Here is a 13924-nt window from a genome sequence, read left to right on the forward strand (position 1 = left end):
CAATTTATTGGGAACAATATTTGTTTCTTTATAATTTATTTATTGATAACAACTGGTTGATCATCAGCGTTGAGTTCGGAAATTGTACCAATTTGCCAGGCATTTTCACCGGATGCTTTCAGATATGAAATTGCCTGTTCTGCCTGAGATTGAGGCAAGGCAATTATCATACCCACCCCGCAGTTAAATGTGCGGTACATCTCATGTTCGCTGACATTGCCGGCTTGCTGTAGCCACGTGAAAATTGATGGCCACTGCCAACTGCCGGCATTGATTTTGGCTTGCATATTTTCTGGCAGAACGCGAGGAATATTCTCCCAAAAACCACCCCCGGTCAGGTGTGCAACTGCATGAACGTCAACTTTTTCAATCAATTCAAGGATTGATTTAACATAAATTTGCGTTGGGGCAAGCAGATGATCTGCGAGTGATTTTCCGTCAAGCTCAGTTGTTTCAGGATTTGCCTGACTGACTTCGAGTATTTTACGGATTAAAGAATAGCCGTTGGAATGTGGGCCACTGGATGCCAGCGCAATCAGTGCATCACCAACCTGAACCTGACTGCCATCAATAATCTCTGCTTTTTCAACGACGCCGACGCAAAAACCAGCGACGTCATAATCTTCACCGTGATACATACCAGGCATTTCTGCTGTTTCACCACCAACCAGCGCACAGCCTGCCTGTTTGCAGCCTTCGGCTATCCCTGTGATAACACTGGCTGCGGTATCCACATCCAATTTGCCTGTAGCATAGTAATCAAGGAAGAAAAGAGGCTCTGCTCCCTGAACAACCAGATCATTGACACACATGGCAACCAGATCAATCCCGATGGTATCATGGCGTTTCAGATCCATGGCAAGGCGCAGCTTAGTACCAACACCATCTGTACCGGAAACCAACACCGGCTCACGATATTTCTGAGGCAGGGCACATAATGCACCGAAACCGCCCAATCCCCCCATCACTTCAGGGCGACGGGTCTGTTTTACGACACCTTTGATACGATTGACTAAGGCATTGCCAGCATCAATATCGACACCGGCATCTTTATAGCTAAGAGAGGTTTTGTTGGTCACTGCGTAGCTCCCAGATGGTTGCATTTTTATGAATAAAACATAACGGCCGCAATTCTAACAGCCTAAGCAAACGTTTGCGATAGCTTTATACAAGATTCCTGCTAAATGAAAATTAAAGAAAAATAGTTGTGGTTGATAAAAATCAATAGATTGATAGTGGCGTGCTGCTGAAAAGGCGGTATAATCCCGCGATTTTTTATCTGCCGGCTATATTAGGAGAAACTCATGAAGATCGTTGAGGTTAAACACCCACTGGTTAGACATAAACTTGGTCTGATGCGAGATCATGATATAAGCACTAAACGCTTTCGTGAATTGGCCTCAGAGGTGGGTAGTCTTCTGACATATGAAGCAACTGCTGATTTAGAAGTTGAGAAAGTAACCATTAATGGATGGTGCGGTCCGGTAGAAATAGACCAGATTAAAGGGAAGAAGATTACAGTAGTCCCTATCCTGCGTGCGGGATTGGGCATGATGGATGGTGTACTGGAAAATATCCCGAGCGCGCGAATCAGTGTCGTCGGGGTATATCGTGACGAAAAAACACTCGAACCTGTGCCTTACTTCCAGAAATTGGTTTCTGACATTAATGAGCGCATGGCATTGGTTGTCGACCCAATGTTGGCAACCGGCGGTTCCATGATCGCCACGATTGATCTGTTGAAAAAAGCAGGATGCCCTGTCATTAAAGTATTGGTTCTGGTGGCTGCTCCAGAAGGTGTCGCTGCACTGGAAAAAGCTCACCCGGATGTTGAACTTTACACGGCTTCAATTGATGAACGCCTCAATGAACATGGGTACATTGTTCCTGGCCTGGGGGATGCAGGCGATAAAATATTTGGTACTAAATAACATTTTTAGCCGGCTGAAAAGCCGGTTTTTTTTGGTTTCTAGCAAGATGAGATAAGAGGATATCAAGCATGACCCGTCGGACTATTGGAGTAGACGAAAGACCGCCTTTGGCACAGACTATTCCATTAAGTTTACAACATCTGTTTGCTATGTTTGGGGCAACCGTTTTGGTTCCCATTTTGTTTAAAGTTAATCCCGCCACGATTTTATTGTTCAATGGTATTGGAACGTTACTCTATTTGGTGATTTGTAAAGGGAGAATTCCCGCTTATTTAGGTTCAAGCTTTGCCTTTATTTCGCCTGTGTTGCTGCTGCTGCCTTTAGGGTATGAATTGGCATTGGGGGGATTTATTGTCTGCGGCTTGTTGTTCTGTCTGGTTGCCCTGATTGTCAAAGTAGCAGGAAGAGGTTGGATCAACGTGATGTTTCCACCTGCCGCGATGGGCGCTATTGTTGCGGTAATCGGCCTGGAATTGGCTGGTGTTGCTGCGGATATGGCGGGTTTGCGCCCAGCGTCAGGTTCGGAAGTTAATATGACCAATTTGACCATATCTATGGTAACGCTGGCTGTAACCATTTTAGGATCTGTCGTATTCCGTGGTTTTATGGCGATTATTCCGATTTTGATTGGTGTGCTGGTGGGTTATGGGCTGTCATTCTTTATGGGCGTTGTAGATTTAACGCCAGTACGTGAAGCCCCATGGTTTGCATTGCCAACTTTCTATACGCCTCGTTTTGAATGGTTTGCCATCATGACGATTTTACCGGCGGCGCTGGTGGTGATCGCGGAACATGTCGGGCATTTGGTGGTGACGGCTAATATCGTACAAAAAGATTTGCTGAAAAATCCGGGTTTGCATCGCTCAATGTTTGCGAATGGCTTTTCAACGATGATTTCGGGGTTCTTCGGTTCAACGCCTAACACAACTTATGGTGAGAACATCGGTGTTATGGCATTGACCCGTGTTTATAGTACATGGGTGATTGGGGGTGCTGCGGTGTTGGCGATATTGCTTTCTTGCGTCGGTAAATTAGCCGCGGCGATACAAATGATCCCTGTTCCCGTTATGGGCGGTGTTTCTTTGTTGCTATATGGTGTCATTGGTGCATCAGGTATTCGAGTTTTGATTGATTCTAAAGTTGATTACAGTAAAGCACAGAATTTGATTCTGACTTCCATTATTTTGATTATTGGTGTCAGCGGAGCGAAAATTCAGATAGGTACAGCGGAATTGAAAGGGATGGCGCTTGCAACTGTCGTCGGTATTGGCCTGAGTCTGCTTTTCAAACTGATCAGCATTATTCGCCCAGAAGAGCAATATATTAACTCTTCTGTAGAATCGATTAAAAAATAATAGAAAATGTGATGCAGTAGAATAAATCATATAATATAAATTAATAAAGTAAGGGCTTTGAAAAAAGCCCTTTTTAATCATTTTATAATGTTATTTTGGTAATCTCTTTCTGTTGAATTTTATCTTTAATTTGTTCTTTTTTTGGTTGCATTCATTTAACTATCTCCATGGTTTAACTTGAAAGATGTCAGGTATCGATATGATTGAATGTTACATTTCTATTATCATTTTTAATATTTATCGTATTTCATCTATATCAGGAAAATCCATATCAAGAAGTTCTTTTTTTTCTATTTCACTGATGTCATATGGGACCTTACATAAATCATTCTTGAATTTATTTAGTGTATTAATATTGCCTTTTCCATCAATAAAAGCTATATATGCTGGTTCAAACTTATCATATGGTAAAATCATATTGTATACTTCTGGTCTTGTAGGGGAAAAAAATCCATCATATTTATTTGTTACAGCATTGGAGTAATTTTTAGAGCTTTCTGTTGCTACGAAAACATTTTCATTTTCCCATTGTTTCATTTTGCTCTTCCATTGAAGAGGGTAATCTTTTCCTTTACAGACAATTTCTGCCCAAGGATCACATATCCATGAATCCGGCAGGATGTGTGAAAATAGTCCTTTTCTGATAGCTAAAAAAACATCACTTTTTAAATGACTTATCGTGATAAAAGCATGATCCTTAGGAAATGTAGTTTCATATATGACGACATATATATTCTTTTCTGGGTTGGGATCTATGGTCTTGTAAAGGTTGAAAATTGCAAATGAATGCTGTTTTATTAGATAATGAAAAGCATAAGTACAATGTTCACTACAATTTCCAACCAAGTTCATTTTGAATTTGATTTCATTAATATATTGATATAGATGAGGAAGTCGTGAATCTCTGATATCGTTAAAACGTGTTTTACTAAGTTTATTTGATTGACTGGAAATAAGATGTTGCAGTTTAAGTGATATAGGATCTCCTTGGTTATCTACCTTATCAAGGTTTCTTGTTTCAAAATGAAATTTGTTGGCAGATCCTCCCATAAAAGCGTTTTTTGTTCTTAGTATCACATCACGTAATATATTTTCCATTAACATATGAACCTCGGAAAATTAAAATTTAAGATAATTGCATTAAAATTAGCCGTATTATATTTTTACATTAGAATATCTGTTTGTCAGATATGAAATAAAATTTATGTTAGTAAAGAGTATCTCTGGTCAACCGAAAAAATGGATTTTATTATAGGCCTTCTGTTATAAGGCTTTTGTTCTGGAACATGTTCTGATACTAATCTTCTGATTACCGGAATACCAATATTAAAAAATAAATTTTTGCCATCCTGTTGGTTGTAAACTATCCATTTTATCGCTCGACTAACATCGACAATAACCCCTTGTTTTAAACAAAGCATTCGTTTCATTTATAGGGACTTTTTGTGGTAGACTTAGCACTGTTCGTTATCCATTCTGTTTGAGGTGCTTCTGAATACACCGTCGCAGCTTTCATTGCCATTATATTTGCCAGATGATGAAACGTTTGCCAGTTTCTTTGCAGGTGAGAATACTTCCTTATTAGCTGCAATAAAATTGGCCATTAGTCAGTCACATGGCAGCTATATCTATTTTTGGTCCCGCGATGGCGGGGGCAAGAGTCATTTGCTTCATGCTGCCTGTGCCGAATTGTCCCAACAGGAAGAAGCAGTAGGATATGTACCACTGGATAAACGCGCCTATTTTGTTCCCGAAGTCCTTGATGGTATGGAACATTTATCATTGGTGTGCATCGACAATATTGAGTGCATTGCGGGTGATCAGGAATGGGAGATGGCTATTTTCAATCTTTACAATCGAATTGTGGAGATTGGCCGGACTTGCCTTTTGATCACAGGCGATCGTCCTCCAAGGCAGATTAACCTGACGTTACCGGATTTGGCATCTCGTCTGGATTGGGGTCAAATTTACAAATTACAGCCTCTGTCTGATGATGAGAAAATCCAGGCATTGCAGTTACGGGCTAAATTACGGGGTTTTGAATTACCGGAGGATGTCGGGCGCTTTGTGTTGAAACGGCTCGACCGGGAAATGCAAACACTGTTTAAAACCTTGGATGAACTTGATCGCGCTTCTATCGTGGCACAACGTAAGCTGACGATCCCGTTTGTAAAAGATATCCTTGAGCTTTAAGTTGATGTTTTGAGTTGATAGAGCGGCAAGTAAACGAGTTCAGAATGTAAAAGTGATCCGAATGTAAAAGTGATAGTGAACGTGTTCCTATCACTTTTTTGTTCGGAATTTCTGAAAATTAATCAGGACAGAATCTCTTTAACTTGCTCCGGTGGCCTCCCCAAGCGCGCTTTATCGCCGACAACAACAATCGGGCGCTCTATCAGTTTTGGGTTTTCAGCCATCGCTTGGATCAATGCTTTTTGCGATAGTGAATCATCACCGAGGTTGAGTTCCTTATAGAGTTCTTCTTTAGTTCTCATTAATTGGCGGGCATCTTTGAAGCCAAGTTGCTTCAATAGTACGGTCAGTTGCTCTGCTGTTGGTGGTGTATCGAGATAGTGGATGATTTCCGGTGTAATACCGAGTTCTTCAACCAGCTTAAGTGTCTCGCGGCTCTTTGAGCAGCGGGAATTGTGATAAAAAGTCACTTGTTGCATAGAAAAATCCCTCATTTTGTATATTGGCTATAACTTTGTTGCAGCTGGCGCAATTGATCAATACGGGCATCATACCGCGCCTGAGCATAACTGCCCAATTTTGCCAATTTACTGGCCTTGCTCAGATAATCGATAGCCAAGTCAAATTTCCCCTGTAATGCCATAAATTCCGCATAAGCGGCGAGTTCTTCATCATTTTTTCCCTGCTTTCCTGCGGTTTTTCTCAATAAATCCCAACCGTTGAGATCGTCAGGGTTATTGAAGGTATAACGGAACAGAAGTTGTGATGCCTGTGAGTATTGCTCCGCGTTAAAGTAGGCATTTGCGAGATTGATTTGCAGTATGGGATTGTTTTTCTGTTTCTTGAGCGCATCTTGCAATCGGGTAATAGCGCTGGCGTAGTGTTTTTGATTGATATCGATATCAGTCATTGCATCAATGAACCAAACATTGTCCGGATGTTTATCCAGAAGTGGAGACAGGATCGCTTTAGCAGCAGCATACTTTTTATCTTCAGAAAGCAAAATAGCCTGTCCATAAGCAGCAGCGAGCTGCTCTTTCGTCGCTCCTTGGCTATATTTGTTCAACAATTGATTAATGTTAGAAGGTTTTTCATTTGAATACATTGTCAAAAGACGAACACGGGCGAACAGAAAATCTTGAGATTCAGGAACAGTTTTAATCGGGTATTGATTTGCTCTATTACGAGCGTCAGCCAACCGACTATCAGGTAATGGGTGAGTATAGAGTATTTCAGGCAGCTTGGAGCTGTAGCGAGATTGATCTACCAGAATTTGCATAAAGTTAGGCATTCCATGTTGATCAAATCCTGCACGGCTGAGAATTCGTATTCCAATGCGATCAGCTTCTTGTTCATTTGACTGGGTAAAACTGATCATATTTTGCTGAAAACCTGCAAATGTACCGCTGAGTGCAGCTATGCCTGCATTCGGATTAGCCATCATCAGCAGAATAGAACCAAGGATACCAGCCCAGGCAAGGGGACCTTTGCGCTGTTGATCTTCCATCAGGCGCGCCAGATGGCGTTGTGTAACATGGGAGATTTCATGAGCCATGACAGAGGCCAGCTCACTCTCATTCCGGCTATGGCGGAACAACGCTGAGTGAAGAACAACATGACCACCGAAAAATGCGTAAGCATTAATATTGGAATTTTCGACCAGATAGAAATGGAAAGGTGTTTTTACGGAGTCTGCGTGGTGAACTAATCTTTGGCCTAGTTTATTTATGTACTGTGTCAGCAACGGATCATAAATCAAAGGAACCTGAGCCCGTATTGAACGTATGTATAAATCACCCATTGCCAATTCTTGATTGATGCTGAGGGTTGCTCCTGCGGTAGTACCGATGTCAGGCAGTGAATCTTCAGCCGGTGCGGAGAATACAGGGGTATTACTCAATAATAACAGGCTTGCAACGATGGCTATCAGGGATTTTTTCGGTATTTTTCTCATAAAGCGATTCTCATAAGACAGTACCCATAAGATAACTCCCATAAAATAATTTCCATAAAGCAATTCCCATAAAACATGCGTTCTAATTAGCTACCAATTTCATGGATATGTGTATGATAGCAAAAGGTACCTGAAAATCCGTTAATCGTAATAATTTTTAATGAAAAATAGTTATTGAGTGTCGTTATCAAGGAGTCGTATTTATGCTGGAAATGATTATGCAGTGGTATCACCGCCGCTTCACTGATCCACAGGTGGTGGCGTTATCAATTATTTTGTTGGCCGGGTTTGGGATTATTTATTTCTTTAATGGAATCCTGGCACCTGTCCTTGCCGCCATTGTTTTGGCTTATTTATTGGAATGGCCAACGGTGAAATTAGAAAAGCTGGGTTGTGGTCGAGTGCTTTCCGTTTCCATTGTATTAACTGTCTTTATGGGAATCAGCGCATTGGTTATCTTGATTATTGCGCCTGCTGTCTGGCAACAGGGATTAAATTTGTTTTCTGATTTGCCCAATATGTTAAATCGTTTCAATGAGTATGCCCATACTTTGCCTTCCCGTTATCCGGCATTAGTCGATGCAGGTATTATTGAAATGATTGCTGATAATTTACGTAGCAAACTCTCTCTGGCTGGTGAATCTGTTTTTAAGTTTTCAGTGGCATCTTTGATTGGTTTGTTGACCCTCGCAATTTATCTGATCCTTGTCCCCTTAATGGTGTTTTTCCTGCTGAAAGACAAAAATCAAATGGTGGTGGCATTACAGCGAGTATTGCCGCGTGATCGCGGTTTGGCAGGAAAAGTATGGCATGAAATGAACCAACAGATTACTAACTATATCCGTGGTAAAGTCACTGAAATGGTTATATTAACCATCTGTACATACGCAGTATTTGCCTTCTTTGGATTGAATTATTCTTTGTTGCTTGCAGTCCTGGTTGGTTTGTCTGTACTCATTCCTTATATTGGTACGGTAATTGTGACTATTCCGGTTATTGTCGTGGCACTGTTTCAATGGGGACTTGGAACGGATTTCTGGACTCTGTTTATTGCCTATTTGGTTGTACAGGGGTTAGATGGCAATCTCCTTGTGCCAATTTTATTTTCGGAAGCAGTCAATCTACATCCTCTTGTCATTATTTTTTCTGTCATTATTTTTGGTGGGTTATGGGGATTCTGGGGCGTTTTCTTTGCTATTCCACTGGCTACACTAATTAAGGCTGTCATTAATGTTTGGCCGGAAGAAAAAATTGAAGGGCAAGAAGAGTAATGGCAAATGCCAATATTAAAGGTGGCTATGGTGAAGGATATTAAGAACAAAATTACTCTGAATATAATAAATTGAAAATAAGGGAAGGAGTAGGTATGCGATCACTGTTGAGTATTGTGCCCTGTATGCTTTTGGGCTGGGGATTATCATTGCTGAGCCTGCCCCTAGCTTATATGTTTGGTGCAATTGCTGCTGTGATTATTGCGTATCGATTTCGGGTTGTCATTGAAGCACCCAAACACGGCTTCACGGTGGTCCAGATAGTATTGGGTGGTTCAGTGGGATTGATGATCAGGGGGTTACAAGCAGAAGAGGCTCAGGATATTTTTTTGTTGCTTCCTGCTTTGCTGATTTGCCTGATATTGCAATTTGTTACTGGTTACCTATGGTTTAACCGGAAAATGGGTTGGAGCCGTGAAGAGTCGGTGCTGGGTGCCGTTCCGGGGGCTATGGCAGCAGTGTTGGCACTGAGTGATCACACACAGACTCAATCCCAGAAAATTGTTATATCCCATGCTATTCGCTTAGTGGTGTTGATTATCATTGCGAGCATTATTGTCGGATTGAATCCACCTCCGGCCACAGATCCAGTTACAGAAATTGTGCCATATATCTATGCGATTAATGCCCATACATTTAGTGTGATTGGCTGGTTGTCAGTGATTGCAGTGGGAGGATATTGGCTGGGACGCTTGTTAGCGCGTATCCATGTTCCTGCTCCTTATATGTTGACTTCATTGGCTGTTGCGGTATTGGTGCATTTACTATCCGAGACAACGCTGGTTATGCCTGATTTTCTTAATTCCTTATCTATGACGTTGATTGGTATGCGAATAGGCATGAATTTTATAGCCTTACCTTTATCTATGCTTATCAGCAATATCTGGTCTTCTATACAGGCCGTCTTTATCAGTCTGGTTGTGACTATTCTGGTGGCCTTGATTACGGCAAAGCTGATAGATTACCCGATGGATCTGCTGATTCTGGCTTGGGCGCCTGGCAGTATGGAAGCGATGTTATTTGCAGCAATAGCAATGAAAGTAAATGTGGGAATTGTGATGTCGAGCCATATTATACGTATGTCACTGCTTCATGTTATACCCGCCATCGTTTTGGCTTTTCAGGCGCGTCGTCACCGGAGTTGATATTGATTCACTCATGTTACTTCACTCCCGTTGTCAGGTTAGACCGCGGGAGTGAATGATGCTATCTGGCTATCATTGGTTATAACTGATTCACGATGAATGCTGTTTCAGGTAATCGAGTACAATTTGATGATGATCACTGGTTTTGAACTTATCAAAAACGTGTTCAATACCGCCTTGTGGATCAATCAAGAAACTGATGCGGTGAATACCATCATAGATTTTTCCCATGAACTGCTTTTCACCCCAAACACCAAATTGCTCAGCAACCTGATGATCAACATCAGAAAGTAGCGTGAAATTCAGCATCTCTTTTTCTGTAAAGCGAGATAGTTTTTCTGGTGCATCTGTGCTGATCCCCAACACTTCGACATTAAGATTTTTTAGTTCATTCATCGTGTCACGCAAACCACATGCCTGAACGGTGCAACCTGGTGTCATTGCTTTGGGATAAAAATAAACTAAAACCCGCTGACCTTTGAAGTCAGACAAATTAATGGTTTCGCCATCTTGGTCAGGAAGGCTGAATTGAGGTGCCTTATCACCGGCTTTCAATGGACTCATCACGCATTCTCCGTTTAATCGTTTTGATTTAAATGATTTTTGTACGATAATACTGCCATATGTTCACACGTTAACATGTATATGTATTAAATGTCATTGGTTTTAACTATTCATATGAATTTAAAGGGTTATTTCTCTCTCCTTGCCTAATGATATTCAACATTGTTCGTATGTATTCATCTTGTTTCATGAAAAATGTGTACATATATCAGGATATGAACTGCATTAAAAGCGGTATTATTTTTGAGAAAATTGATCGGGCAATGACTGAACCATGGTTGTTCTCCATCAGCGGAAAACGCCCTGAAAAAAAATGATTACCAAATCCGATAAGGACGATTTGTCTATTTGTGCTATTCCTAAAGAAAAAATTATATTTAAATTTAGGTATTGCTGGGACAGCAAAAGAGATTGAATTGATATTGGGATCTATCCAACGTCACGAAAAATCATAATAGAAGATTAATCATATAAAAACTAATTATCTTGGGAAAACCAGGGTTATATCTGGTTTTCCCGGAAGTAGTATTATTGTTTATCCCAATAGACTTTTAGTTTTTTCTGCCGGAATAAGGGCGAACATATTTCATGATGCAGTCAAGTTTTTCGCAAGTTTCCTGCCATTCTCTTTCTGGTTTTGAATCTCTGACCAACCCTGCGCCAGCCTGAAGCCAACAGCGTCCTTTATGCTGATAAAGAGAGCGTAATACCAGAGCGGCATCTAATTTACCTGAGCTATCCAATAGCATGACACAACCACTGTAAAGCCGACGTGGATCACCTTCATAGCGGGAAATGGCTTGCAAAGACGGTTTCTTTGGTATCCCGGAAGCCGTTACCGCCGGGAATAAGGCAATGAAAGCATCCCAGCGATTTTTGTCTGTTTGGAGTAATCCTTTTACCCTTGATGCCAAATGTTGTACTGAACCGCGTTCACGAATAGCCATGAATTCTGACACACAAAGCGTTTCAGCCTGACAAATCGGCGCTAGTTCTTCTAAGGCTAATTTAGCAGAAACGGCGTGTTCAGAGATTTCTTTCGGGTCAGAAAGTAAATCTGCCCGTAGCCGTTGATCCTGATCTTTGTCATGTGTCAATGCTCTGGTGCCTGCCAATGGTTGGGTGCTGACCCAACCTGAACCATCTGCTTCAACCACAGTTTCCGGGCTGAAACCGTAAGCAGAGAAATCTTCATCACGTAAGAAGAAAGAGCGGGCGGGTGTGTTGGCTTGACGGCCCAGCCAGTAACTATGTGTCATATCGATATTTGCACCAAGCTCAACTTGGCGTGATAAGATCACTTTTTGGTAGTGACCTGCGGTAATGTCCTTAACCGCATTTGCTACGTTGTCTTGGTAATTTTTTGCGGCGTTTGCTGTGTTGGCAATTGCCATCTCTTTTGTAGTTGGGAAATTTGTAGTTGGGAAATTTGTAGTTGGAAAAGCCGGCGTGCCTAATTGATCAGCTTGGCTGACTTTTTCTCTCAGGATGGCGATCTGAGCTTCTTCAAGTGTCCGTATCAGAACCTGACCTTGAGTTATGCGTAATTCATGCTGTGGAATGATGATTTTTATTAATGATTCGTTTTGTTGTTCTAATGGCAATCCATATGCCATATGGGAAAACTCAAATAATGTTCTCCCATAAGCACGCCAGTCTTTAACCTGAACCGCGTTGAGTGCCTGTTCAAGCTTCTGGCTTAAAGTACTGATATCATATGAATGATAATTACCTTGTGAATCAATCAATTGTCCTGCTGCATCTGCACTGATAGTTGCTGCACAGCCTATTCCCAATGACCATTCACCTTTTGCTTCATAGAGCGTACAAGGTTGTGAATTATTATCTGAAAGCAAATGCGTGATCAGATCTAACGGGGTGCTGGTAATAGCGAGAGTGTGTTCATGATATTGTTGCATAGGGCTTCCGTGCTCTGTTTGTGCCATCTGTACTAACTGGCGTTTGTCGATTTTTCCTACTGTGGTTAAAGGCCAATACGCTACAAACAACCATTGATCAGGGATTTTATGACGCTGAACACCTTTCTGGTGCAAGAATGTCTGCATCTGTGTAGGTTCTGGTTGGTTGCCACTCTTTGGCAGGCAAGCGCAAATTCGCTCACCCAGTAGTTCATCAGGGACAGCGATGACAACTGCATCATCAATGTCAGGATGTTGCAGCAACAGCGTCTCAACTTCTTGTGTCGAAATTTTTTCACCACTGCGGTTGATCTGTTCTTTAATCCGCCCTTCAACGATCAGGTTGCCATCTGAATTCATGCGAACCAGATCGCCGGTACGATAGAATCCATCAGAAGTGAAAGCGACGGCATTATGTTGTTCTGCACGGTAATATCCCGTAATGGTGTAGGGGCCGCGTGTAATCAACTCGCCTACCTCACCGGGTGCAACAGGTTGCAGGCTGGTATCAACAATTTTGATTTCATCCTCTTCCGACAATGGGCGTCCTTGGGTATTAATGATGACCTCATAGGGATCATCCAGCCGGGTATAGCAAAGTAATCCTTCTGCTGTACCAAATACCTGCTGTAAAGGGCCAAGGCGTGCCATGACCTGTTCCGCCAGTTCTGGTGTGAGCCTGCCGCCACCGACTTGTAAGCAGCGCAGGGATGAAAGGTCGCTTTGTTCCCAGTCGCGGGCCTGCTCCCAGAGACGTGCAAGAGCCGGTACTAATGCCAGATGTGTCACTTGATACTGTTCGATCAGCGGCATGGCTTCATCACAGCTAGCGGTATCGCTTAGGAGTACACATCCGCCTTGAGAAAGCGTACCCAGAATACCGGGACTGCCTAAAGTAAAGTTATGGGCAACAGGCAATACCGCTAAATAAACGCTTTCAGGATTTACCGAACACAGGCGGGCAGAAAGCACAAAATCATAGGTATAGGCGTCGTGAGTACGCGGAATTAATTTAGGTGTCCCTGTCGTTCCACCAGAAAGCAGCAGTACAGCAATATCGCCATAACTTGGGCCGGAAATATTGAGTGGTTTATCACCAATGGATGCCAATGCGGTAAATTCTCCGGCTTCTCCATCAACGATAATATGTTTCAGTTCGGGACATGAGGCTGCAATTTCTTGCGCCATTTCCCGGTAATCAAAGCCATGAATACAGTCAGGGATAATATAAGCGACCGGGCGCGCAATTTGGCAAAGGGCATGAATATCATGTGCCCGTTGTGTCGGCATTAATAGCACAGGGTGAGCGCCTAGCCTGAACAAAGCAAAACAGGTGACAACAAAGGAAATGCGGTTAGGCAGTTGTACCATGACATTATCACCACGGCGTATTCCTTTGTGGAATAACCCGCTTGCGAGCCTTTCCGCGGCTTGATGAAGTTCATGATAAGTCAGTTGCTCTTCCTGACAGATCAGCGCCGTTTTATCACCCCAGAGACCAGACCATCCGGCAAGTTGTTGGTCCAGTGTTTTGCCATTCCAAAAATAGTCTGGCGTCATTGTTAGTGCTCTTTCTGGGATTGAAAAAAGTG

11 protein-coding genes are annotated in these 13924 nt (G+C 42.2%); 5 read left to right on the top strand and 6 right to left on the bottom strand.

The features are described 5' to 3' along the window. Positions 1–35: 35 nt before the first annotated feature. Positions 36–1079: a phosphoribosylformylglycinamidine cyclo-ligase gene (gene purM / locus Xmir_RS04800; RefSeq protein WP_099113276.1), complete on the bottom strand. Its 1044-nt coding sequence runs from the start codon at positions 1077–1079 to the stop codon at positions 36–38. Positions 1080–1304: 225 nt separating this feature from the next. Between purM and upp the strand changes: the two genes are divergently transcribed. Continuing rightward, positions 1305–1931, top strand: coding sequence for a uracil phosphoribosyltransferase (gene upp, locus Xmir_RS04805; protein WP_099113277.1), 627 nt, complete (start codon positions 1305–1307; stop codon positions 1929–1931). 68 nt (positions 1932–1999) lie between these two features. Further along, a complete protein-coding gene (uraA, locus tag Xmir_RS04810) occupies positions 2000–3286 on the top strand; it encodes a uracil permease (RefSeq protein ID WP_099113278.1) in 1287 nt (428 codons plus the stop codon). Between the two features lie 237 nt (positions 3287–3523). Here the strand turns inward: uraA and Xmir_RS04815 are convergent, their stop codons facing one another. Then, positions 3524–4384 carry a hypothetical protein gene (locus Xmir_RS04815; protein WP_099113279.1) on the bottom strand — a complete coding sequence of 287 codons (861 nt, stop codon included), beginning with the start codon at positions 4382–4384 and terminating at the stop codon, positions 3524–3526. A 387-nt stretch (positions 4385–4771) separates the two neighbouring features. Between Xmir_RS04815 and hda the strand changes: the two genes are divergently transcribed. Next, a complete protein-coding gene (gene hda, locus Xmir_RS04820) occupies positions 4772–5479 on the top strand; it encodes a DnaA inactivator Hda (RefSeq protein ID WP_047963722.1) in 708 nt (235 codons plus the stop codon). 122 nt (positions 5480–5601) lie between these two features. Here the strand turns inward: hda and arsC are convergent, their stop codons facing one another. Both arsC and bepA read right to left on the bottom strand, forming a co-directional pair. Continuing rightward, the gene (gene arsC, locus Xmir_RS04825; RefSeq protein ID WP_099113281.1) at positions 5602–5958 is read right to left on the bottom strand and encodes an arsenate reductase (glutaredoxin); all 357 of its coding nucleotides are present in this window, start codon (positions 5956–5958) and stop codon (positions 5602–5604) included. Positions 5959–5969: 11 nt separating this feature from the next. After that, positions 5970–7433, bottom strand: a complete 1464-nt coding sequence (gene bepA / locus Xmir_RS04830; protein WP_099113341.1) for a beta-barrel assembly-enhancing protease — start codon at positions 7431–7433, stop codon at positions 5970–5972. 203 nt (positions 7434–7636) lie between these two features. On the opposite strand from bepA, the gene Xmir_RS04835 reads away from it, so the two are divergent. Both Xmir_RS04835 and Xmir_RS04840 read left to right on the top strand, forming a co-directional pair. Continuing rightward, a complete protein-coding gene (locus Xmir_RS04835) occupies positions 7637–8704 on the top strand; it encodes an AI-2E family transporter (RefSeq protein WP_099113282.1) in 1068 nt (355 codons plus the stop codon). A 95-nt stretch (positions 8705–8799) separates the two neighbouring features. Beyond that, positions 8800–9849 carry an AbrB family transcriptional regulator gene (locus Xmir_RS04840; RefSeq protein WP_099113283.1) on the top strand — a complete coding sequence of 350 codons (1050 nt, stop codon included), beginning with the start codon at positions 8800–8802 and terminating at the stop codon, positions 9847–9849. Positions 9850–9939: 90 nt separating this feature from the next. On the opposite strand, the gene bcp is transcribed toward Xmir_RS04840, so the two are convergent. After that, positions 9940–10413: a thioredoxin-dependent thiol peroxidase gene (bcp, locus tag Xmir_RS04845; protein ID WP_099113284.1), complete on the bottom strand. Its 474-nt coding sequence runs from the start codon at positions 10411–10413 to the stop codon at positions 9940–9942. 551 nt (positions 10414–10964) lie between these two features. Further along, a complete protein-coding gene (locus tag Xmir_RS30005; RefSeq protein ID WP_422646032.1) occupies positions 10965–13892 on the bottom strand; it encodes a salicylate synthase in 2928 nt (975 codons plus the stop codon). Between the last annotated feature and the right edge of the window lie 32 nt (positions 13893–13924).

Source organism: Xenorhabdus miraniensis (assembly GCF_002632615.1).

Coding starts and splice junctions, on each gene's coding strand:
- Xmir_RS30005 (WP_422646032.1), bottom strand. CDS start 13,892: ATGACGCCAGACTATTTTTGGAATGGCAAAACACTGGACCAACAACTT.
- Xmir_RS04835 (WP_099113282.1), top strand. CDS start 7,637: ATGCTGGAAATGATTATGCAGTGGTATCACCGCCGCTTCACTGATCCA.
- Xmir_RS04840 (WP_099113283.1), top strand. CDS start 8,800: ATGCGATCACTGTTGAGTATTGTGCCCTGTATGCTTTTGGGCTGGGGA.
- upp (WP_099113277.1), top strand. CDS start 1,305: ATGAAGATCGTTGAGGTTAAACACCCACTGGTTAGACATAAACTTGGT.
- uraA (WP_099113278.1), top strand. CDS start 2,000: ATGACCCGTCGGACTATTGGAGTAGACGAAAGACCGCCTTTGGCACAG.
- Xmir_RS04815 (WP_099113279.1), bottom strand. CDS start 4,384: ATGGAAAATATATTACGTGATGTGATACTAAGAACAAAAAACGCTTTT.
- bcp (WP_099113284.1), bottom strand. CDS start 10,413: ATGAGTCCATTGAAAGCCGGTGATAAGGCACCTCAATTCAGCCTTCCT.
- bepA (WP_099113341.1), bottom strand. CDS start 7,433: ATGAGAAAAATACCGAAAAAATCCCTGATAGCCATCGTTGCAAGCCTG.
- arsC (WP_099113281.1), bottom strand. CDS start 5,958: ATGCAACAAGTGACTTTTTATCACAATTCCCGCTGCTCAAAGAGCCGC.